The sequence below is a fragment of the Curtobacterium sp. KBS0715 genome (genome assembly GCF_005938005.2).
GTDB classification, from domain to species: domain Bacteria; phylum Actinomycetota; class Actinomycetes; order Actinomycetales; family Microbacteriaceae; genus Curtobacterium; species Curtobacterium flaccumfaciens.
On the sequence record NZ_VCCA02000001.1, the window covers coordinates 3066557 to 3089267 of the forward strand.

12 protein-coding genes, 1 tRNA gene and 1 other RNA gene are annotated in these 22711 nt (G+C 72.9%); 4 read left to right on the forward strand and 10 right to left on the reverse strand.

Translation table 11 applies throughout. The features are described 5' to 3' along the window. Nucleotides 1-40 precede the first annotated feature (40 nt). A complete protein-coding gene (locus tag FFG40_RS14520; protein ID WP_138803830.1) occupies nt 41-7630 on the reverse strand; it encodes a choice-of-anchor G family protein in 7590 nt (2529 codons plus the stop codon). Nucleotides 7631-7862: 232 nt separating this feature from the next. After that, an RNA gene (gene ffs / locus FFG40_RS14525) (signal recognition particle sRNA small type) lies at nt 7863-7959 on the reverse strand. Between the two features lie 37 nt (nt 7960-7996). Between ffs and FFG40_RS14530 the strand changes: the two genes are divergently transcribed. Further along, complete coding sequence (locus FFG40_RS14530; protein WP_027466391.1) at nt 7997-8671, forward strand: SDR family oxidoreductase; 675 nt, start codon at nt 7997-7999, stop codon at nt 8669-8671. A 542-nt stretch (nt 8672-9213) separates the two neighbouring features. On the opposite strand, the gene FFG40_RS14535 is transcribed toward FFG40_RS14530, so the two are convergent. Continuing rightward, the gene (locus FFG40_RS14535; protein WP_027466390.1) at nt 9214-10410 is read right to left on the reverse strand and encodes an acetate/propionate family kinase; all 1197 of its coding nucleotides are present in this window, start codon (nt 10408-10410) and stop codon (nt 9214-9216) included. A gap of 49 nt (nt 10411-10459) precedes the next feature. Beyond that, nucleotides 10460-12568: a phosphate acetyltransferase gene (pta, locus tag FFG40_RS14540; RefSeq protein WP_071405020.1), complete on the reverse strand. Its 2109-nt coding sequence runs from the start codon at nt 12566-12568 to the stop codon at nt 10460-10462. A 121-nt stretch (nt 12569-12689) separates the two neighbouring features. Here pta and FFG40_RS14545 point away from each other — a divergent pair. Then, nucleotides 12690-12774: transfer RNA gene (locus FFG40_RS14545), tRNA-Ser, on the forward strand. Nucleotides 12775-13075: 301 nt separating this feature from the next. Then, the gene (locus FFG40_RS14550) at nt 13076-13717 is read left to right on the forward strand and encodes a hypothetical protein (RefSeq protein ID WP_138803831.1); all 642 of its coding nucleotides are present in this window, start codon (nt 13076-13078) and stop codon (nt 13715-13717) included. Between the two features lie 85 nt (nt 13718-13802). Here the strand turns inward: FFG40_RS14550 and FFG40_RS14555 are convergent, their stop codons facing one another. Next, the gene (locus FFG40_RS14555) at nt 13803-15797 is read right to left on the reverse strand and encodes a helicase HerA-like domain-containing protein (protein WP_138803832.1); all 1995 of its coding nucleotides are present in this window, start codon (nt 15795-15797) and stop codon (nt 13803-13805) included. 41 nt (nt 15798-15838) lie between these two features. After that, nucleotides 15839-17095, reverse strand: coding sequence for a multidrug effflux MFS transporter (locus tag FFG40_RS14560; protein WP_051596893.1), 1257 nt, complete (start codon nt 17093-17095; stop codon nt 15839-15841). A 229-nt stretch (nt 17096-17324) separates the two neighbouring features. On the opposite strand from FFG40_RS14560, the gene FFG40_RS14565 reads away from it, so the two are divergent. After that, complete coding sequence (locus FFG40_RS14565) at nt 17325-17906, forward strand: TetR/AcrR family transcriptional regulator (protein ID WP_138803833.1); 582 nt, start codon at nt 17325-17327, stop codon at nt 17904-17906. Between the two features lie 116 nt (nt 17907-18022). Here the strand turns inward: FFG40_RS14565 and FFG40_RS14570 are convergent, their stop codons facing one another. The 4 genes from FFG40_RS14570 to FFG40_RS14585 form a co-directional block, all read right to left on the reverse strand. Then, nucleotides 18023-18595 (reverse strand): substrate-binding domain-containing protein, encoded by a 573-nt coding sequence (locus tag FFG40_RS14570; RefSeq protein WP_138803834.1) that lies wholly within the window; start codon nt 18593-18595, stop codon nt 18023-18025. Between the two features lie 30 nt (nt 18596-18625). Next, on the reverse strand, nt 18626-20068 hold the full coding sequence (locus FFG40_RS14575) for an MFS transporter (RefSeq protein ID WP_138803835.1): 1443 nt from the start codon (nt 20066-20068) through the stop codon (nt 18626-18628). Between the two features lie 63 nt (nt 20069-20131). Further along, entirely contained in the window at nt 20132-21277 is a 1146-nt protein-coding gene (locus FFG40_RS14580; RefSeq protein ID WP_138803836.1) for a cystathionine gamma-synthase, read from the reverse strand. A 13-nt stretch (nt 21278-21290) separates the two neighbouring features. Then, nucleotides 21291-22655, reverse strand: coding sequence for a cystathionine beta-synthase (locus FFG40_RS14585; protein ID WP_027466384.1), 1365 nt, complete (start codon nt 22653-22655; stop codon nt 21291-21293). Nucleotides 22656-22711 lie beyond the last annotated feature (56 nt).

Sequence of the window (22711 nt, forward strand, 5' to 3'; positions counted from 1 at the left end):
TCGACGGGCGGGAGGCGCGGTGTGTGACGCTGGTGCGGACTCAGCCGCGGGTGCGGCGACGGAACCCGCGGGCGAGGCGGGAGAGCCCCAGCAGCAGGAACCCGAGGGCCACCAGGCCCGCCGCGGTGCCGGCGATCGGGACGACGTCCGCGCCGGTCCAGGCGAGGTCACCGGTGCCGTTGCCGGAGCCACCGATCCCGGTGCCGGAGCCGTTCCCGGAGCCGCCGCCGGTGCTGTTGCCGGTGCCGGAGCCACCGCCGGTCCCCGGCGTGCCGGGCAGACCGGGCGCACCCGGCGTTCCAGGGGTACCGGGCGTCCCCGGGGTGCCGGGCGTGCCCGGCTCCCCCGGGTCGACGGCGTCGTCCATCACCATGACGCGGACCATCTGCGCCTGCGAGGTGAACCCGCCGACCGACTGGGTGACCCGCAGCATGTGCACGCCGACCGGCAACCAGACGGTGGTCGCCCACTCGCCGTCCTCGTCGGCCGTCGTCGCGACCGCGTCGCGCCCCATCGGCTGCACGGTGACGGTCGCGCCGGGCTCGGCGGTCCCGGTGACCATCCAGTCGACCCCGCCGTCCTCGTCCGCCATCTGCTGCTCACCCGGTGTCGGTGAGGTGACCGCGAGCGGCTCCAGGGTGTCGACCACGATCGGCACCCGGGGCGCCGCCGAGGTCGTGCCGTTCACCGACTGCGTGGCGCCGATCGTCCACTCGCCCTCGGGGACACGCTCGAACGCGACGCTCCACGCGCCCTCGTCGTCGGCGGTGGTGGCGCGGACCTGCCCGGTGGACAGGGTCACCGTCACCGCGGCGCCGGGGGTGGCCTGGCCGGTCACCGTGAACGAGCCGGTGTCACCGAACCCGTCCGCCGTGATCAGCTGCCCTGGGTCGGGGCTCGTGATGACGATGCCCGTCTCCTGCGCGGCCACGACCGTGACGTCGGCGGTCACCGGGTCGGAGGTCCGACCGCCGACCGTCTGCGTCACCGACACCGTGTGCTCCCCGACGGGGACCCCACCGATCGTGACCGTCCACGAGCCGTCGTCGCCGGCGGTCGTCGTGGCGGTCCGGCCGTCGACGTCGACCGTGACGGTCGCTCCCGGCTCGGCGGTGCCGCTCACCGGGACCGACCTCGTCGACCCCGAGGTCGGGAACGCCTGGCCGTCGGTCGGGCTCGAGATGACGACCGGCGTCGCGGCCGTCACGGTGAAGCCGACCCGCGGGGCGTCGGTGGTGGCACCGTCGACCGTCTGGCTGGCGGCGATCGTGTGGGTCCCTTCGGCGACGTCCGGCACCGTCACGGACCACGCGCCGTCGTCGTCCGCGGTCGTGGTGACCGCGGTGCCGTCGTCGATGCGGACCGAGACCGCGGCGTTCGGTGCGGAGGTACCGGTCACGCGCACGTCGGTCGAGCCGCCGAGCACCCGGTGGTCGGCGCCGTCGGCCGGGCTGGTCACGACGATCGCGTCCGCGGCGGCGACCACGACGGTCACGTCGCGCTCGATCGCATCGGACGTCGTGCCGTTCACGACCTGGGTGACGACGAGCGTGTGCTCGCCGGCCGGCACGTCGACCAGCGTGGTCTCCCACCGTCCGTCGGTGCCGACACGGACCACGACCGGGTCGGCGTCGTCGAGGACGACGCGGACCGTCGCGCCGGGCTGGCCCTCGCCGCCGACCGGGACGGTCGCGGTGGGGTCGGTGCTCGGCACGGTGAACGTGGTGTCGTCAGCCGGGGCGGTGACCGTCAGCGCCGCACCGGGTGCGACGGTGAAGGTGCTGCGCACCGCTGCGGACGTCGAGCCGTCGACCGTCTGGGTCGCACGGATCGTGTGCTCACCGACGGCGGTGTCCGGCAGGTCGACGCTCCAGGTGCCAGCGTCGGTCGCGGTCACGGTCCGGGCGTTGCCGCCGTCGATCGTGACACGGACCTCGGCACCGGGCTCAGCGGCCCCCGCGGCGGTGAGGGTCGCGAGCGAGTCGCGCTGGGCGACCCGGATCGTGGTGCCATCCGCCGGGGTGGCGATCGTGATCGGGTCGGCGACGAGGACGCGGACGTCCACCGTCACCGGCGCGGACTCGGTGCCGTCGATGCGCTGCGTGACGCTGACGGTCGTGGTGCCGGCCGGCACACCGGGGACGGAGACGCTCCAGGCGCCGTCGTCGTCCGCGGTGGTCGACTCGGTGCGACCGTCGCCCAGGTCGACCACGATGGTCGCGCCCGGCTCGGCGGTGCCGGCGACGTCGACCGTCGTCGTGCCGTCCCCGTCGGCGACCGTGTACTCCTGGTCGGCCGTCGGCTCGGTGATGACGACGGGCGCGCCCGCCTCGATCTCGAACGTCGTCCCGACCGGGGTGGTCGAGGTCGAGCCGTCCACGGTCTGCGTCACCGCGACGGTGTGTTCGCCGACACCGAGGTCCGGCACGTCGACGCTCCACGAGCCGTCGTCGCCGGCGGTGACCTCGACGGGGTCGCGGTCGTCGACGGTGACCGTCACCGTGGCGCCGGGCTGGGCGTCACCCGCGACCGTCACGGTCGTCGTCGCGTCGCCGTCGGCCACCGTGATCGGGTCGTCGCCGGGCTCACGGATGACCAGGTCGGCAGCGGCGACCACCGACACCGGTCGTTCGACCGCAGCGCTCGTGGTGCCGTTCACGGCCTGCGTGACCGAGGCCGTGAACGAGCCGGTCGGCACGTCCTCGACCGTGGTCGCCCAGCGGCCGTCCTCGTCCACGGTCGCCGTCGCGGTCCCGCCGTCGCCGAGGTCGACCGTGACGGTCGCGCCCGGTTCACCGGTACCCGCGAAGTCGACCCCGGTGGTGGCGTCGTCGTCCGCCACCGTGACGGTGGTGGCACCCCGCGGCGTGGACACGACGAGCGGGGCTCCGGCACGGACCGACACCGCCGCCGTCACCGGCGCCGAGGTCTGCCCGCCGACGACCTGCGTCGCGGTGACGCGGTGGTCACCGACCGGGACGTCCTGGAAGGTGGTCTCCCACCGGCCGTCCTCGTCCGCCGTCACCGTCTCGGTCTCGCCGGTCGAGATCCGGACCGTCACCTCGGCGTCGGGCTGCGCCCGACCGGTCACCTCGACGTCGGCGGTGCCGGACGTGTCGGCGACCGTCAGGACGTCGCCGTCCTCCGGGGTCACGATGGTGAGCGCGGTCCCGGCCCGCACCGTGACGGTCTGGTCCGGACCGGAGGCGGTGGTCCCGCCGACCGTCTGGCTGGCGGTGAGCGTCGGGGTGCCGACACCGACCCCACCGAACGTGACCGTCCAGTCGCCGTCCGCGTCCGCGGTGGTGGTCGCCTCGTCGTCGCCGAGTCGCACCGTCACCGGCGCGCCCGGCTCCGCCGAACCCGTGACCACGACGTCGCGCGTCGCGTCGGCGTCCGGCACGAGCAGGACCGCGTCGGTCGCCGGTGCGGTGATCGTGACGGCTTCGGCGGCCTCGATCGTGATCGTGCGCTCGACCGGGTCGGAGGTGCGCGGGTCGGAGACGCTGCCTGCCAGGGTCTGGGTGACCGTGACCTGGTGCACGTCGACGCCGAGGTCGGGGAACGTGACCGACCACGTGCCGTCGGCACCGACCGTCGTCTCCTGGTCCTCGGAGCCGGCGAGGGTCGCCGTGACCGCGGCGCCGGGCTGGCCGGTGCCGGTGACCGTGACGTCGCGCTCGACGTCGGGGCCTGCGACCGAGATCGGGTCCGTGTCCGGACCGGTGATCGTCAGCGCGTTGGCCGTGACGACCTCGAAGGTGATCGGGACGGCGCTCGTCACGACGTCCTCGACCTCCTGGCTGGCCGACGCCGTGTACAGGCCGGTCGGGGCGAGACCGGTCGCGTCGACCGCCCACCGCCCGTCGTCGTCGGCCGTGGTGGTGAACCGGGTGCCGGGTCCGACCGAGACGGTCACCGCGGCACCGGGCTCGGCCGTGCCGGTGATTCGGACGGTCGCGGTGGCATCGGCGTCGACCGCGACGAAGCGTGCGCCGCTCGCTGGGGTGTCGATGACGATGGCGTTGCCGGGGACCACGGTGAAGTCACGCGTGACCACCGGGCCGTCGGTGCCGTTCACGGTCTGCACGGCCTCGACGGTGTGCTCGCCGATGCCGAGCTGCGTGGTCGGGAGCTCCCAGTTGCCGGCCGTGTCCGTGACGACCTCGACGGGGTCGCCGTCGTCGATCGTGACGGCGACGGTCGCGCCGGGCTCCGCGGTGCCGCGGACGACCACGTTGGCCTGGCCGCCGGTGCCGGCGGGCACCTGCTGGGCGTCACCCGGTGCCACGATGACGAGCTCGTCGCCGGCCTCGACCGCGAAGTCACGGTCCACCGGTGCCGAGGTCGCACCGTCGACGGTCTGGGTGACCGTCGCGGTGTGGTCGCCGGTGCCGACGTCGGTGAGGAGCACCGACCAGGTGCCCTCCGGGTTCGCCGTCGTGGACACCGCTTCACCGTCGTCCAGGACGACCTCGACGCGGGCGCCGGGCTGCGCGGTACCCCGCACGGTGACGTCGAGGACGGAGTCGTCGGTCGCGACCGTGACGGTGGCGTCCTGCGCCGGAGCGGTGACGGCGAGCGGGGCGCCCGCCTGCACCGTGACGACCTGGCGGACGGCCGGCGAGGTGGTCCCGCCGACGGTCTGCGTCGCCGAGATCGTGTACCGACCGACCGGGACGTCGGTGACGGTCAGCGTCCAGGTGCCGTCGTCGTCGGCCGTCGTGGTCGCGGTCAGCCCGTCGCCGAGCGAGACCCGCACCTCGGCACCGGCCTCGGCCGTGCCGGCCAGGTCGAGGTCGGTGGTGGTGTCGGCGTCGAGGACGGTGACGACGTCGCCGTCGTCGGGCGAGGTGATCGCGAGCGGGTCACCCGCCTCGATGGTGAAGGTCGTCTCGACCGGGCCGGACGTGGTGCCGTCGACGGTCTGACGCGCCGTGGCGGTGCGGTTGCCGACCGGGACCCCCACGAACGTGGTCGTCCAGGCGCCGTCCTCGTCCGCGGTGACCGCGGCGGTGAAGGATCCACCGATGCCGACGGTGACCCGGGCGTTCGGGGCGGCCGAGCCGGACACCGTCACCGGGGTGGTCGAGCTCTCGTCGGCGACGGTGATGGTGCTGCCGTCGGCCGGCTCGTCGATGGTGAGCGCGGGGGCCGCCGTCACGGTGAAGTCCCGGGTGACCGGGGCACTCGTCGTACCGCCGACGGTCTGGGTGACCTCGGCCGAGTACTCCCCGGCCGGGACGTCCGTGACGCTCGTCGACCAGGTGCCGTCGGCGTTCGCGCGGGTGGTGGCGGTCAGGCCGTCACCGAGGTCGACGTCCACGCGGGCACCGGCCTGGGCACTGCCGGAGAACGGGACGGACCGGGTGTCGCCGGCGAGCGGGAAGTCCTGGTCCGCCGTGGGGGTGTCGACGGTCAGGCCGGCCGCGGCCACGACCCGGAAGGACCGGGTCACGGGTGCCGAGGTCGTGTCGCCGACGGTCTGCGTGACGCTCGCCGTCTGCTCGCCGACCGGGACCTCGGGGACGGTGACGCTCCAGGCGCCGGCGTCGTCCGCCGTGCCCGTTGCGGTCACGCCGCCGCCCAGGTCGACGCTGATGCGCGCGTTCGCCGTCGCGGTGCCCGTCAGGGTGACCGGGGCGGTCTCCCCCGTCGTCGTGAAGGTCTGACCGGCCGTGGGGGTGGTGATCGTCAGGGCGCGCTGGGCCACGACGGAGAAGTCCTGCGTCGCGGTGCCGGCCGCGGTGCCGCCGACCGTCTGGGTCGCGGTCGCGGTGTACGAACCGGTGGGGACGTCGGCGATGGTCGTCGTCCAGGTCCCGTCGGCAGCGACGGTCGCGGTGCCGGTCCGGTCCCCGCCGAGGCTGACGGCCACGGCGGCACCGGGCTCCCCGGCCCCGCTCACGACGACGCTGCGGGTCGAGGTCGCCGACGGCACGGTGAACTGCTGTCCGGCCGTGGGTGCCGTGATGGTCGGTGCCGCGAAGGCCGTGGCACGCACGGTCGAGGTGGCGAGGTCCACGGTGGCGACGTTCGCCCCGGGGAGCACGGAGAGCTGCAGGGCGTGCACGCTCCGCGATCCGGTGTCGTACCCGCGGGGGTCGCGGAAGCCGGTCGTGTCCTGCGCGTTCACGGTGAGGTCGACGACCTGACGGAGCAGCAGCACGACGGGGCTCAGCAGGGTGGAGACGGCCGAGGTCGTCGCCGTGAGCGTCGTGCCGAGGTTCGTCAGGGCCGTGCCCGTCACCAGGGGACGCACGATGGTCTGCAGTGCCGGGATGACGACGGCGTTGACCGCCGGGGCGAGCAGGGTACCGAGCACGTTCAGGCCGAGGGGCCCGCCCGTCGCCGTCACCGTCGCGGTGGCGGGCGAGGTGCCGGCGAGGGCGCCGAGCGTGGTGTCCGCGCGGAGGGCCAGTGCGGTGAGCGGGATGCCCGCGAGGTTGACGTTCGCGGTGACGTTCACCCGCACGGCGGTCGAGTTGATCGTGTTGACGACCGCGGTCTGCAATGCCGTCGGCAGCTGCGTGCCGAGGATCGTCGTGATGCTCCGGTTGATCGAACTCACGGCCGCCTCGGTCAGCACCGACGTGTTCGCCGGCTGACCGTTCAGGGTGGTGAGCCGGTCGAGGTCGACCGTGATCGCGCCGGTCGACGGGGTGATCGTCACCGCACCGTCCGTGAGCGGCTGCTGCAGCACACGGGTCAGGGCGTCGTCGAGGTTCAGGTCGACGGTCGCGGTGACCGTCGTGCCGTTGACGTTCACCAGTCCGAGGCTCGTCGTGCGGAGGAGCCGCTGCAGCTCGCTCGTCAGCGCCGTGGTCGTGCCGGACAGCGCCCCGTCGGCACCGACCGCGGAGTTCACCGTGCCCGAGAAGGTGCGCAGGTCGTTCCGGAGCGCCGTGCTGAGTCCGGCGACCGCCGGGCTCGTCAGGTTGAGATCCGCGCCGGCGATCCGGTAGTCCGTCGTCGTCCCCACCGTGGTGCCGCGCGTCGCCTGGATCCGGGACGCCAGGGCCCCGATCCGCAGCTGCGCGTTCGACAGCACCGTGGTGTCGGCGCCGACGCGCGAGAACAGCGGGTTGAGGTTGACCGTCGCAGCGCCGGTGCCGGACCCGGTGCCGACCCCGATGCCGCCGTCGTTCGTCAGGAGTCCCGACGACGCGGTCGCGCCCGTGGCCGAGGTCGTGGCGTACTGACCGTCGACGCCGAGGGTCAGGATGCCGTTCGCGCCGAGCAGGTCGACGTCGTTGCCGAGGTCCACCCCGACCGCGTTGAGCGCCGTCAGGTTGAGCGGCTGGTTCGTGGTGCCGCCGCCGGAGCTCGCGCCACGTGCGGAGTACGCGCCGCCGAGCTGGGCGACCGCGTCGGCGTTCACGATGCCGGAGCCGCTGAGCAGCAGCCCCTCGGCCTCGGTGACGTCGGTCTGGGCGGCCGCAGCGGGTTGGATCGCCACGGTGGCGGCGATGAGCGCCGTCACCGTGGCGATGACGCCGCCGCGCAGGAGGAGCCGCCGACCGTCCGTCGCTCGTCCTCGAGCTCGGCCGTCGGCGCGGGTGATCCGTCGTGTCCGTTCGTCCGCTGCGGAGGGTACGGGGGTACCGGGCAGCGACGCGTGCCTGCGCATGCGTGTCTCTTTTCCTGGCGGGCGCGCCCGCCACCTGATCCTCGGAATCCACCGCTGGTGAGGCGGTGGAGGCTCCTCCGCTGGTGAGGCGGTGGAGGGTCGGAACCCTGGTTGGGGATTCCTGAGGCAGATCTTTACACATGATCAGGAAGCTGTCCGCAAGCATCGACGAAAAAGGACGCGAGACCTCCCGAACGGGGGGCGACACCGGGGAGCTGACTCGACCCGGAACGAAGAAGACTCCTCACGCACCCGCCAGAGCCTGGTTACCCTTGCTGCGTTTCCGCCCTGGGGGAGTTGGCCTGGATGGCGTCACGTGAGGAGCCGCCGAGAAGTCTACCGGACGCGACGGGCAGACTCGAACACATGAAGATCGCCATCGCCGGAGGACACGGCCAGATCGCCCTGCTCCTCGCCCGCCAGATCACCGACGCCGGCCACGACGCCGTCGCGATCGTCCGCAATCCCGCGCACGTGGCCGACGTCGAGCAACAGGGGGCGCGTGCGATCGTCGCCGATCTGGAGCAGCTCGGCGACGACGACCTCGCGCTCCGCCTGCGCGGTGTCGATGCCGTGGTGTTCGCCGCCGGTGCCGGGCCGAACAGCGGCGCCGAGCGGAAGCTCACCGTCGACCGTGACGGTGCGATCCTGCTCGCCGACGCCGCCGAGCGTGCCGGCATCGAGCGCTACGTGATGATCTCCGCGATGGCGGCCGACACCTACGACCCCGAGCTCGCCGTCGTGCCCGCGCAGGACGACGCCGCGGTGTTCCAGGTCTACCTGCGGGCGAAGGCCGAGGCGGACGCGAACCTGCGGGCCCGACGCCTCCGCTGGACGATCGTGCGTCCCGGCGGTCTGCTCGACACGCCGCCGCAGGGCACGGTCCACGTCGGCCGGACGGTGCCGCGCGGCTCGATCCCCCGCGCGGACGTCGCGACCGTCGTCCTGCACGCCCTGCTCGACGACGCCGCGGTGGGCGTGCAGTTCGAGGTCACCAGCGGCGACACCCCGATCCCGGCGGCGCTGGGCGCCCTCACCTGAACGGTCCGCGAACGCCGCACCGTGCGCGCTTCGTCGCCCCGTGCGGTCTCCTCGCCGAAGGTGCCGGGCCGCGCACCGTGCGCACCTGCTCACCCCGTGCGGACTTCCGCGCCCCGTGCCACGCTGCAAGCGCGCACCCGACAAGCAGCCCCGCACCCACCGACGAACACCGCACCGTGCGGTGGACGTACCCCACAGACGGACGGGAGGCACGGAGCCAGCCCGCCCCGCGCCTCCCGTCCGCACCGTGCGCACCTGCTCACCCCGTGCGGACTTCCGCGCCCCGTGCCACGCTGCAAGCGCGCACCCAGCAGGCAGCCCCGCACCCACCGACGAACACCGCACCGTGCGGTGGACGTACCCCGCGGACGGACGGGAGGCACGGAGCCAGCCCGCCCCGCGCCTCCCGTCCGCACCGTGCGCACCTGCTCACCCCGTGCGGGCTTCCGCGCCCCGTGCCACGCTGCAAGCGCGCACCCAGCAGGCAGCCCCACACCCACCGACGAACACCGCACCGTGCCGCCGCGACGCGGCGGCACCCGTCAGAGCGCGACCGCAGCCGACTGCCGAGCGATCTCGAGCTCCTCGTTCGTCGGGATCACGAGCACCGCGACCCGTGAGCCGTCGGTGGAGATGCGGCGGGCGTCGCGCGACGCCAGCTCGTTGCGGTCCGGGTCGATCTCGATGCCCAGGTGCTCGAGCCCCGCGAGCACGCGCCGCCGCAGCAGGGCGTTGTTCTCGCCGACCCCCGCGGTGAACACGACCGCGTCGAGCCCGCCGAGCTGTGCCGTGTAGGCGCCCACGTAGCGCCGGATGCGGTGGCGGTACACGGCGAGCGCCGCCTCCGCCTGCTCGTCGCCCTTGGTGGCGGCGTCCTGCACGTCCCGCATGTCGCCGTTGCCGGTCAGGCCGAGCAGACCGGACCGCTTGTTGAGCATGGTGTCGAGCTCGTCGAAGGTCATCCCGGCCTCGCGGTGCAGGTGGATGAGCACCGCGGGGTCGAGGTCGCCGGAGCGGGTGCCCATGACGAGCCCCTCGAGCGGGGTCAGTCCCATCGAGGTCTCGATGGACTTCCCGCCGTCGATCGCCGCGACCGAGGCGCCGTTGCCCAGGTGCAGCACGATCGTCTTGAGCTCGGCGAGTGGCCGGTCGAGGAACTCCGCGGCCTGCTCGGAGACGTACTTGTGGCTGGTGCCGTGCATACCGTAGCGGCGGATCCCGTACTCGGCGGCCAGGTCAGCGGGGATCGCGTACGTGTACGCGTGCGGCGGCATCGTCTGGTGGAACGCGGTGTCGAACACGGCGACGTGCGGGACGTCCGAGAAGACCTGCTTCGCGGCGCGGATCCCCTCGAGGTTCGCGGGGTTGTGCAGCGGCGCGAGGCTGTTGAGGTCCTCGATCTGCTGCTCGACCTGGTCCGTGACGACCGTCGCGCGGTCGAAGGTGGTGCCGCCGTGCACGACACGGTGGCCGACGACGGCGGGCGGGTGCTCGTCGAACGACGGGCCCACCTTCGCGAACGCGTCGATCATCGCCTGGAACCCGGCCGCGTGGTCGGGCACCGACGCGGCGTCGTTCGACGACGACTCCCCCGTCAGCGCGTTGGTGTGCTTCCAGGCCCCGGCGGACTCGCCGATGCGCTCGACGAGCCCCGAGGCGAGCGTGCGCTCGTCCTCGAGTTCGATGAGCTGGTACTTGAACGAACTCGAGCCGGAGTTGACGACGAGGGCTGCGGTCACGGGGTGGTCACTTTCTGTCGGGCCTGGAGGCGCGGTGCGGGTCGGGCGGTCAGGCCGCGTCGGTCGCGGTGCCGGCCTGGATCGCGGTGATCGCGACGGTGTTCACGATGTCGCCCACCAGGGCGCCGCGCGACAGGTCGTTGATCGGCTTGCGCAGGCCCTGCAGGACCGGGCCGATCGCCACGGCGCCGGCCGAGCGCTGCACGGCCTTGTACGTGTTGTTGCCGGTGTTGAGGTCCGGGAAGATGAACACCGTCGCGCGGCCGGCGACCGGGGAGTCCGGCATCTTCGTCGACGCGACGGTGGGGTCGGCTGCGGCGTCGTACTGGATCGGGCCCTCGACGAGCAGGTCGGGCCGCCGTTCCCGCACGAACGCGGTGCCGGCGCGCACCTTGTCGACGTCGGCACCGGAGCCGCTGTCGCCGGTGGAGTAGCTGAGCATCGCGACGCGGGGGTCGATGCCGAACTGGGTCGCGGTCTCGGCGGACGAGATCGCGATGTCGGCGAGCTGCTCGCTGGTCGGGTCCGGGATCACCGCGCAGTCGCCGTACACGAGCACGCGGTCGGCGAGGGCCATCAGGAACACACTCGACACGATCGAGGTGTCCGGACGCGTCTTGATGATCTCGAACGACGGCCGGATGGTGTGCGCGGTGGTGTGCTTCGCGCCGGAGACCATGCCGTCGGCGAGCCCGAGCTGCACCATCATCGTGCCGAAGTACGAGACGTCGGTGACGGTGTCGCGGGCGAGCTCGATCGACATCCCCTTGTGGGCACGGAGCCGGGTGTACTCCTCGGCGAAGCGCTCACGCAGCTCGGGGTCGAACGGCGAGACGAGCTGCGCGGCCTCGAGGTCGAGGCCGAGCTCGGTCGCCCGCGTGCGGATGGCGGCGGGGTCGCCGAGGATCGTCAGCTCGCAGACCTGGCGCTGCAGCAGGGTGGAGGCGGCGCGGAGGATGCGGTCGTCCTCGCCCTCGGGCAGGACGATGCGCTTGCCGTAGCTGCGCGCCCGGTCGAGCAGGCCGTGCTCGAACATGAGCGGGGTGACGACCCCGGACGGGGCGAGCTGCAGGCGGTCGCGCAGGGCCTCGGCGTCGACGTGCTGCTCGAACAGGGCCAGCGCGAGGTCGGCCTTCCGGGGCGAGTCGGCTGCCAGGCGCCCCCGGGTCTGGGTGATCCGGAGGGCGGTGTCGTACGTGCCGAGGTCGTTCTGCGCGATCGGCAACGAGCTCGACAGGCCCTCGAGCAGCCGGGACACCTGCGGGGCGATCTCGAACCCGCCGTTCAGGATGACGCCGGCCAGGCTCGGGAACGTCTCGGACTGGTTGGCGAGCAGCGTGGCGATGAGGACGTCGCTCCGGTCTCCGGGGACGACGACGATGCCGCCCTCGATCAGCCGGGGCAGCACGTTCTCCATGCTCATGCCCGCGACGACGGTGCCGAGGGCCTCGCGGTCGAGCAGGGCGTCGTCACCGCGGACCAGGGTGGCGCCGGTGGCCTGCAGCAGGGCACGGACGGTCGGGGCGACGAGCACGCGGTCCTCGGGGATCGCCCACACCGGGACGTCGGGGTGGTCGTCGTGCACGGCCTGCTCGACGCTCGTCACGATGGCGGCCAGGGCGTCCGGGTCGGCACGGTTCACCACGACGCCGAACAGCTGCGCGTGTGCTGCCCGCAGCTCGCTCGTCGTGACGTCGGCGACCTGCGCCATGCCCTCGGGGGTGCGGGCCGCACGTTCGGCGGCGTCGCGCCCACCGAGCACGAGGAGCACTGGAGCGCCGAGGTTCGCGGCGACCTTCGCGTTGAAGGAGAGCTCGGTGGGGCTGCCCACGTCGGTGTAGTCGGACCCGAGCACCACGACGGCGTCGCACTGCCGCTCGACCTGGGCGAACCGGGTGACGATGGTGCCGAGCGCCGCCTCGGGGTCGGCGTGCACGTCGTCGTAGGTGACCCCGACGGCGTCGTCGTACGAGATGCCGACGGCCGTGTGCTGCAGCAGCAGCTCGAGCACGTAGTCGGGTTCGACGACCGAGCGGGCGACGGGCCGGAACACGCCGACGCGGCCGACGGACCGGGCGAGGGTCTCGAGGACACCGAGGGCGACGGTGCTCTTGCCCGTGTGCCCTTCTGCTGACGTGATGTAGATGCGGGTCGACACGAGGCCCAGGGTAGTCGCCGCACATGTCACGACATCTGGGAGCACCGTCGCCGACGACACGCGGTCGTGAGCACCTCGGAGAACCTGTACCATTGGGTGTCGCCGTCGAGAGACGGCGTCAGGAGAATTCGCCTAGTGGCCTATGGCGCACGCTTGGAAAGCGTGTTGGGTGCAAGCCCTCGGGGGTTCGAATCCCCCATTCTCCGCAGCGAGCAAGACCGCAACACCCACGAAGGACCCGCACCGATCGGTGCGGGTCCTTCGTCGTTCCACGGTCGATCGGTCCCCCACCCTGCGGACGAGCGTGTGCCCTGTTCCCCCTCGGTTGGCCGGGAAACGCCGACCAGGGGTGGAACGGGCTGTCCCCGGTACCCGTCGGTCGCCTATGCTGGCCGAGCGAACGGCTCCGGGACGAGCCGACCGCGGTGCATCGAGCGGCAGGGGCGTCGCTCGGAGGGCGTGCTGGTCAGCGTGCCCGGAACACCCGAGGGGACGAGGAGACGCGCCATGGGGGACACCACCGTGCCCGCAGTGCCCGTGCGGCCCGCCGTCTTCGACACGGTCCTCCGTCCGCGCCGGTCCCTCGTCCGTTCCACCGCGCTGAGCATCGCCTTCTCGGCCGTGCCGCTCGCCGTCGCCCTGGTCTGGGTCTCGTTCCCGTTCCGCACGTGGGCCGTGTTCGCCGGCATCGTCGTCGCGATGGCCGCGGCCGTCGGCATCGTGTTCGTCCGACTGCACACCGCGTTCATCGGGATCGACGACGACGGTCTGACGATCCGTGGCGTCCTCACGGCGCACCGTCGGATCCCCCGCGACCGCGTGCACAGCCTGGTGCTCGCCACGACCTTCGGCTCGTCCGTGGACCGGACCGTGCGGGAACTCGTCGCGTTCGACCGGACCGGCACCCACCTCTTCCGGCTCCGCGCCGACGTGTGGGGCGACGACGGGCTCGACCGAGTGGTCGACGCGCTCGGCGTGCAGGTCGTCGAAGAGTCGCGGCCGGTCTCCGCCCGCACCTTCGCGAAGCGCTACCCGACGAGCCGCGCCTGGTACGAGCAGCGGTCGGCGTTCCTGCTCGTCGGCGGCCTCGTCGTGCTGGTCGTCGGCGGGTTGCTCGCCGTCGAGTTCGCCGGCCTCAACGCCCCCTGACCCACCGGCGGACCGGCCAGCGGCCACCGCACGGCACCCGTCAGCACGGCACCGGTCAGCACAGAAACGGTCAGCGCGGCACCGGTCAGCGCCGACGCCGCAGCGTCGAGAAGATCCCGCGCACCACTTCCTTCGCGATGGTCACGCCCAGCCCGGAGCCGAGCAGGTCCGACAGCGGGTCCCCCGCGGATCGCCGCGTGCCGGACCGCTGTGTCCCGCCCGACCGACCGGAGCCGCCGGATCGACCGGACCGCCGGGCGTCCGACGCTCGCTCGGCCCGCTCGAACTCCCGCTGCTGCCGCTCGTACTCCTGCTGGGCATCCGCCGATGCGTCCGCCGCGACGGCAGCGGCCTCGTCGGCTGCGGCAGCGGCGTCGGCTGCGGCGGCCGCCGCCTCCATCCGGCGCGCGAGCACCTCGCGCGCCGAGTCCGGATCGACGCGGGTGCCGTAGGTCGACAGGAGCGGTGAGGCCTGCACCCGCGCGGCCATCTCGTCGGCCGGCATCGGGGCCATCGACCCCTGGGGTGCACGCAGCCGGGTCCACGCGACGGGGGTCGGTGCGCCCCGCTCGTTCATCACCGTGACGATCGCCTCGCCGGTCGCGAGCGACGTGAGGACCTCGCCCAGGTCGTAGTCGCTCGTCGGGTAGGTCGAAACCGTCGCCCGGAGCGCCTTCGCGTCGTCCGGGGTGTGGGCGCGGAGCTGGTGCTGGATGCGCGACCCGAGCTGCGCCAGCACGTCGTTCGGCACGTCCTTCGGGGTCTGCGTCACGAAGAAGACCCCCACGCCCTTCGACCGGATGAGCCGCACGGTCCGCACGATCTGCTCGGTGAAGTCCTTCGACGCCCCGTTGAACAGCAGGTGCGCCTCGTCCAGGAAGAACACGAGCTTCGGCTCGTCCTGGTCGCCGACCTCGGGCAGCTCGTTGAACAGGTCCGCCAGCAACCACATCAGGAACGTCGAGAAGACCTCCGGCCGGTCCTGCACACCGGGCACCTCGAGCAGGCTGACGATCCCCCGCCCGTCCGCCGCCGTCCGCAGGAACACCTGCGTGTCGATCTCGGGCGCCCCGAAGAATCGGTCGGCGCCCTGGTCGGCGAAGGTGACGAGCTCGCGCAGGATCACCCCGGCGGTCTGCTTCGACAGGCCCCCGAGCTCGGCGAGCTCCCCCTTGCCCTGCTCGCTCACCAGGAACGTCAGCACGCTCCGCAGGTCGTCGAGGTCCACCAGCGCCAGCCCCTGCTGCGTGGCGTAGTGGAACACCAGGCCGAGCGAGGACTCCTGCGTGTCGTTCAGGCCGAGCACCTTCGACAGAAGCAGCGGCCCGAACCCGGAGACGGTGGCACGGATCGGCACGCCGGTGCCCTGCCCGCCCAGCGAGAACAGCTCGGCCTGGCTCGCGACGCCCTGCCACTGCTGGCCGATGCCCGCGGTGCGGTCGAGCAGCTTGTCGGTCGCCTGCCCCGCGACGGCCAGGCCGGACAGGTCGCCCTTGATGTCGGCGGCGAACACCGGCACCCCGTTCGCCGCGATCTGTTCGGCGAGCACCTGCAGCGTGCGGGTCTTGCCGGTGCCGGTCGCCCCGGCCACCAGCCCGTGCCGGTTCAGCATCGCGAGCGGGATGCGGACCTGCACCTCGGGCACCGCTGCGCCGTTGACCAGGGCACCGAGTTCGATCGCACCACCGGCGACGGCGTAGCCGTCACGGATCGCCGCGACCGCGTCCGGTCCGAGCGGGCCGATCCCACCCCGGACGGGAGGCACGGCGCCGGTCGCCGCCGTCGCCACCGGATCCGCGGCGGTCGCCTCGACCGCCGCGGCAGGGGTGGTCGGAGCCGGTGCGGCCGCAGGGGCGGGCTCCGCGTCGGGCGTGAGCCGCGCCTCCAGGCCGGTGGGTGGTGGGGACCCGACGACCGCGGGTTCCGCGTCGGCGGTGGGCTCCGTCTGCTCCTCCACCGCCAGTGCGGCGGCGAGCTCCTCGGCTCGCCGCGCCGCTTCGTCGGCGAGCCGACGTGCCTCGTCGGCGGCCTGTCTCGCTGCCTCGGCAGCCGCCCGTGCCCGCTCCGTCGCGTCGCTCATGGGCACAGCCTAGGGACCGGAGCGCGCGGCGGTCCGGGTCGTCAGTGCGTGAGTGCGGGGACCGTCCGGGGGCGGACCACGAACCAGAGCATCAGGATCGCGACGGCGGCGGTCGACGCCATCACCATCGCCATCGGGGTGGCCGTCGTGATGCCGAGCCAGCCGACCACCGGCGAGATGAGCCCGGCGACGCCGAAGTTCAGGGCACCGAGCACCGAGGCTGCGGTCCCCGCCTCTTTCCCGTGGGCGGCGAGACCGATGACCTGGACGAGCGGGAACGAGAACCCGCACGCGGCGATGAAGAACCACAGCGGCACCAGCACGCCGACCAGACCGGCGCCGAGCTGGTCGAGGACGATGATCGCGAGCGACGCCAGCAGCAGGGTCGCGGTCGAGCACGCCAGGATCCACTGCGGACCGACCCGCTGGGCGAGCCGCGACGAGATCTGCACGCCGAGGACCACGCCGACCGAGTTGACGGCGAAGAGCAGCCCGTACTGCTGCGCGTCGAGCCCGTAGACCTGCTGGAACAGGAACGGCGACGCGCTGAGGTACGAGAACAGCCCGCTGAACACCATGGCGCCGATGAGCGCGACGCCGACGAAGATCCGGTCGGAGAACAGCGCCTTGTAGCGCTGGCCGATGGTGGAGTGCCCGGCCTCGTGCCGGCGGGCCGGCGGCAGGGTCTCGACGATGAGCAGGATCGACGCGATCACCACCGCCAGGCCGTAGCAGGCGAGGAAGACGAAGATGCCGCGCCAGCTGGTGAACTGCAGCATCTGCGAACCGATGAGCGGCGCGAGGATCGGCGCGAGGCCGTTCACCATCGCCAGACGGGACAGCATCCGCACCAGCGGCTTGCCGCCGAACAGGTCACGCACCGTCGCCATCGCGACGACACCACCGGCTGCGGCACCCATGCCCTGCAGCACGCGGAACACGGCGAGCAGCTCGATGTCCGGCGCGGTCGCGGCGCCGATCGACGCGGCGATGTGCACCGTCGTCGCGATGATCAGCGGCAGTCGGCGACCCACCTTGTCGCTCCACGGGCCGACCAGGAGCTGCCCGATGGCGAAGCCGAGCGTGGTCGCGGTGAGCGTCAGCTGGACCGCACCGTCGGTGACGCTAAACTGGTCCTTGATCGCCGGGAACGCCGGCAGGTACAGATCGATCGTGAACGGACCGAGCGCCGTCAGGGCGCCCAGGACGAAGACGTAGACGAGTCGCTGCCCGCGGGAGAGCGAGTCTCCCGGGTGCAGGACGACCCGGAGCGAACCGGTGGTGGCGGGCGCGGTCACGAGACAGGAGTCCTTCGACGATGAGGGGGCGGGGGGGGTGATCGCGGGTCTATCGAATCGATTCGTCCGCGGAACCATCCTACGGTCGCCGGTGCGTGCTCGGCGCCGCCGGTGCCGGCCGCCCGCGTGAAGCGGCTCGTGCTGCCCCTCGGCCGCGCGCGGACCATGCGGTAGCGTCGGACTGCTCGGGGGCCTTCCGGGTGAAGCGGATCAGAAGGGGGTGGGCGTCATGGTGGATGCCCGGATCCTGCACACCACTGCAGCGCTGCGCGAGGCGATCCTGCGACTCGCCGCGGACCGACCGGTCTCGGAGATCACCGTCGCCGACGTCACGCGTGCCGCCGGCATCAACCGGGCCACGTTCTACTCGCACGCCGTCTCCCCCGGGTCGCTGCTCGCCGACGTCCTGACGCCGGAACTCGACCGCATCCGGCAGGACGACGCCGACGAGCGCCGAGCCGCCGCCGACCGGGGCGCCGGAGCCGACGAGCTCGCAGCCATCACCCGGCGCGGCATCAACGCCGTCGTCGAGCACGTGACCACGCACCGCGACATCTACGGCAAGGCGCTGCCGGACCCGAACGACGCGTCGCTGCACCGGCTGCTCGTCGAGCACTTCACGGTGTCGAGTGCCCTGCACATCCGCGAGCTCGACCCCGCACACCGGCCCGACCTGCTCGACGACGTCGCCGCGGGGTTCGTGGCGCAGGGGTTCGTCGGGGCGATCGAGGCCTGGCTGGCCGGGCCCCGTCGGTCGCGGAAGGCGCTGGTGGAGACGATCACGCTGTCGTTCCCGGCGTGGTGGAGCTGAGCGGGTCGTTCGTTCCGATCGCGTGATCGCGTGATCGCGTGATCGCGTGATCGCGTGGGTGCTGGCCTGCTGCCGTGCTCGTGGTGCCGTGCTCGGGCTGCTCGTGCTGCTCGTGCCTACTCGGCGTCGGTCGTGTCGCCGTCCGACGGGTCGGTCTCCGGCTTCTCGCCGCGCTGCAGGGACTGCACGACCTCGACCGCCGTCGCCGCGGTGTCGGCGTCGTCGCCCTCCGACGGCACGCGGTAGTCGGCGGAGACCCCGTCGCCCCCGGTGCCGGCGGCGGGCAGCGGATCGCCGAGGGACACCACGACGACCCCGGCGTCGTGGGCGGTCTGGATCACACCGGTCAGCGTGGACGGTCGGGCGGCGTGGACGAGCAGGGCCTTGGCGCCCTTGCGCACGAGCTGGGCGACCGCGGTCCGCTGGGACGCCGCCGCGCCCGATGCCGGAGCGACTCGGACGTCGGGTCGGAACCCGGAGTCGGCCAGGTCGGTGCGGAGCCGGTCGGCGAGGGCCGCGTCGTCGTGGAGCAGGACGACGCCGATCACGGCCTGCTGGTCGAAACCGCCGTCGGAGCTCGTCAGGTCGGTGCTCTGCACCGGTGTGGGGGCAGCCGACGTCGTGCCCTGGCACCCGGCCAGGGTCAGGGCCGCCACCAGGGCGACGGTCACGGCGACGATGCGCAGCACGGGGTCTCCTCTTCGGTCCGGTCTGCCACGCTACCCGGCGGCCGGGCCGTGCGACGACGGAGTCCGCGACGGGACGGATCCGCCCGGGCCTGCCGGGGCCGTCGTCGCCGGCGCCGGCACGGGGCCGAGCCGTCGGACGGCCGCGATCGCCAGAGCAGCGAAACCGATCATCGCCGCGAAGACCAGGGGGAACGACACCGTGCCGTCGGCACCACCGGTCGCGGTGAAGAGCAGACCGGTCACCGCGAGACCGATCACGCTGCCCGCGGCGTCCGCGATCGTCAGGGCCGAACTCGCGAAGCCGTCGTCGCCCTCGCCGGAGAACCGCAGGGTCAGCATCGAGGCGCGCGGGTAGATCGCACCCATGCCCGCACCGCCGACGAACCAGCCGGCGACCAGCACCCACCACGACAGGTCGAACGTCGCGACCGCGAGCGCGGTCACCAGGCTGACGAGCACCAGCGTGAGCCCGACCCCGAAGGTGCGACGGGCGGTGAGCCGCTGCTCCCCCAGACGACCGTGCGCCCAGCTCGAAGCTGCCCAGCTGAGCGCCGCCACCGTCAGGGCCAGCCCCGCAGCCGACGGCGACAACCCGTGTTCGGCCTGCAGCAGGAACGGTACGTACGCCTCGCTCCCGAAGAACGACGCGGCGACGAGCCCGCGCAGCAGCACGACCGACGGCAGCCCGGCCGCGGCCCGGAACGTGCCGGTCGGCAGCAGCGGCCGCAGGGCGAACCAGGTGCCGACCAGCCCGACGAGCACCGCCGCGACCATGCCCCACGGGGGCAGGTCGGGCGCGACGTTGAGCAGCAGGATCGACACGGCAGCGGCCACCGACCAGCCGATCCTGAGCCGCTGCCACGGCGGGCGGAGCGACGCGGCCGGGGCGTGCACCCGGCCGAGGGTCGGCACGAGCAGGGCGAAGGCGACCAGCGCGATCGCCAGTGCCCCGGCGAACACCCAGTGCCAGTTCCAGGTGTCGGTGACGATGCCGGCCAGGGCGGGGCCGACCAACGCCGGCACGACCCAGGCGGCGGCGAACCCGGCGAACACCGGTCCGTGCAGCTCGGCGGGGAAGATCCGGGCGACGAGCACGTAGAGCACCACGTCGATGGCCCCGGCGCCGAACCCCTCGATGAGTCGACCGGCCAGGAACACCTCCATGGTCGGCGCGAGCATGACCACGGCGGTCCCCACCGCGAAGAACGCCGCCGACACCCACGCCACGATCCGGCCACCGGCGCGATCGGTCCAGTTGCCAGCGAGCACCATCCCCGGCACCCCGGCGGCGAGCGGGGCGGCGAAGGCGAGCGCGTACAGGGTCTCGCCGTCGAGGTCGCGGCTGATCACCGGCATGATCGTCGTCATCGCCAGGTTCTGGAACGCCGCGACGCCGACGATGGCGACCATACCGATCGTCGCGAGGGCGTAGGGCCCGCTCAGCAGGCTGGTCCGCGACGCCGTTGTGCTCACCTACGACATCGTAGGGGCGAGGGGTGACGGTGTGGCAGCGGTCCCGCGTCACCGGGCCACGCGTCAGCGCGTCAGCGCCTGCTCCAGGTCCGCCACCAGGTCGCCGGCGTCCTCGATGCCGACCGACAGCCGCACGACGTTCTCGGGCACGGCCAGCTCGGTGCCCTTCACCGACGCGTGGGTCATCTCGCTCGGGTACCCGATGAGCGACTCCACGCCACCGAGCGACTCGGCCAGGGCGAACAGCTCCGTCGACTCCGCGAACCGCTTCGCGGCCTCGGCACCACCGGAGAGCGCGACCGAGAGCATCCCGCCGAACCCGCGCATCTGGCGGGCGGCGACGTCGTGCCCCGGGTGGTCGGGCAGGCCCGGGTAGTAGACGCGCTCGACGCCGGGCGCGCCGACGAGCGCCTCGGCGACGGCCTGCGCATTCCGCGAGTGCCGCTCCATCCGCACCGCGAGCGTCTTGATACCACGGGTGGTCAGGTAGGCGTCGAACGGCGACGAGATCGCGCCCGCGCCGAACTGCAGGAACTGCACCTTCGCCGCGAGCTCCTCGTCCGCGAGCACGACGGCTCCGCCGACGACGTCGGAGTGTCCGCCGAGGTACTTCGTCGTCGAGTACACGACGACGTCGGCGCCGAGCGACAGCGGCTGCTGCAGGTACGGCGACGCGAACGTGTTGTCGACGACCACCAGGGCGCCCGACTCGTGCCCGAGGGTCGCGAGCGCGGCGATGTCGGCGATCTTCATGAGCGGGTTCGTCGGCGTCTCGACCCACAGCACCGTGGTGGCCGGTGCCCCCTGCAGTGCCGCGCGGACCTGGTCGAGGTCGCTCATGTCGACGACCACGAGCTCGACACCCCACGGAACGTGCAGCCGACTCACCAGCCGGTGGGTGCCGCCGTACACGTCGTTGCCCATCACGACACGGCCACCGGGGACCAGCGCCGCGCGGAGCAGAGCGTCCTCGGCGGCGAGCCCGGACGCGAACGACGACGCCGCGACGCCACCGTCGAGGTCGGCGAGGAGCACCTGCAGCGAGTCGCGCGTCGGGTTGCCGGCGCGCGAGTACTCGTAGCCGTTGCGCATGCCGCCGACGCCGTCCTGCACGTACGTCGACGTCAGGTGGATCGGCGGGATGACGGCGCCGGTGGTCTCGTCGGGCTCCTGGCCGGCGTGGACGGCTCGGGTGCTGAACTCGGTCATGCTCGGTGGTTCCTTACTCGGAGAGGTAGGTGAGGAGGTCGTGCCGGGTCAGCACGGTGACGGGCTTGCCGTCCTCGACGACGAGGAGCGCGTCGGCCGACTCGAGCGCACGACGCGCCGCGGAGACCGACTCGCCGACGCCGATGAGCGGCAGCGGGTCGCCGACGAAGCCGGTGAGCGCGTCCGACATCTTCGCGGTGCCGGTGAAGACCTGCTCGAGCAGCGCCTTCTCCTCGACGGCGCCGACGACCTCGCCGATGACGACGGGCGGCTCTGCGCTGAGCACGGGCATCTGCGAGACGCCGTACTTGGTCATGATGTCGACGACGTCGCGCACGGTGTCCGCCGGGTGCGCGTGCACCAGGTCGGGCAGGCGGCCGTCCTTGCCGGCGATGAGCGAGCCGACCGTGCGCTCGTCGTCGGTCTCGGCGAATCCGTAGGAGCGCATCCACCGGTCGTTGAAGATCTTGCCGAGGTAGCCGCGGCCGCCGTCCGGCAGCAGCACGACGACGACGTCGTCCTCGGTCAGGTCACGGGCGGCGCGGAGTGCCGCGACGACGGCCATGCCGCTCGAGCCGCCGACGAGCAGTCCTTCTTCACGCGCCAGGCGCCGGGTCATCGCGAAGGAGTCGGCGTCCGACACAGCGATGATCTCGTCCGGCACGCCGGCGTCGTACGCGCTCGGCCAGAAGTCCTCGCCGACGCCCTCGACCAGGTACGGGCGACCGGTGCCGCCGGAGTAGACGGAGCCCTCGGGGTCGGCCCCGACGATGCGGACGCCGCCGTCGGACGCCTCCTTCAGGTACCGTCCGGTGCCCGAGATCGTGCCGCCGGTGCCGACGCCCGCGACGAAGTGGGTGATCTGCCCCTCGGTGTCGCGCCAGATCTCCGGACCGGTGGTCTCGTAGTGGCTGCGGGGACCGTTCGGGTTCGCGTACTGGTTCGGCTTGTAGGCGCCGGGGATCTCCTGCACGAGCCGGTCCGACACCGAGTAGTAGGACTCGGGGTGCTCCGGCGCGACCGCGGTCGGGGTGACGACGATCTCGGCGCCGTACGCCGTCAGCACGTTGCGCTTGTCCTCGCCGACCTTGTCGGGCAGCACGAAGACGCACCGGTAGCCGCGCTGCTGTGCGACCAGGGCCAGACCGACGCCGGTGTTGCCGGAGGTCGGTTCGACGATGGTCCCGCCGGGGCGCAGATCGCCAGAGGCCTCGGCCGCGTCGATGATCCGGGTGGCGATGCGGTCCTTCGACGACCCACCGGGGTTCAGGTACTCGACCTTCACGAGGATGGTCGCCCGCACCCCCTCGGTCACCCGGTTGAGCTTGACGAGCGGGGTGTCGCCGACGAGGTCGACGACGGAGTTCGCGTAACGCACGCTGTCGAGTCTAGGACGCGGTCCCCGCGTCCCGCTGGGATGTGTCGTGTGCGGAC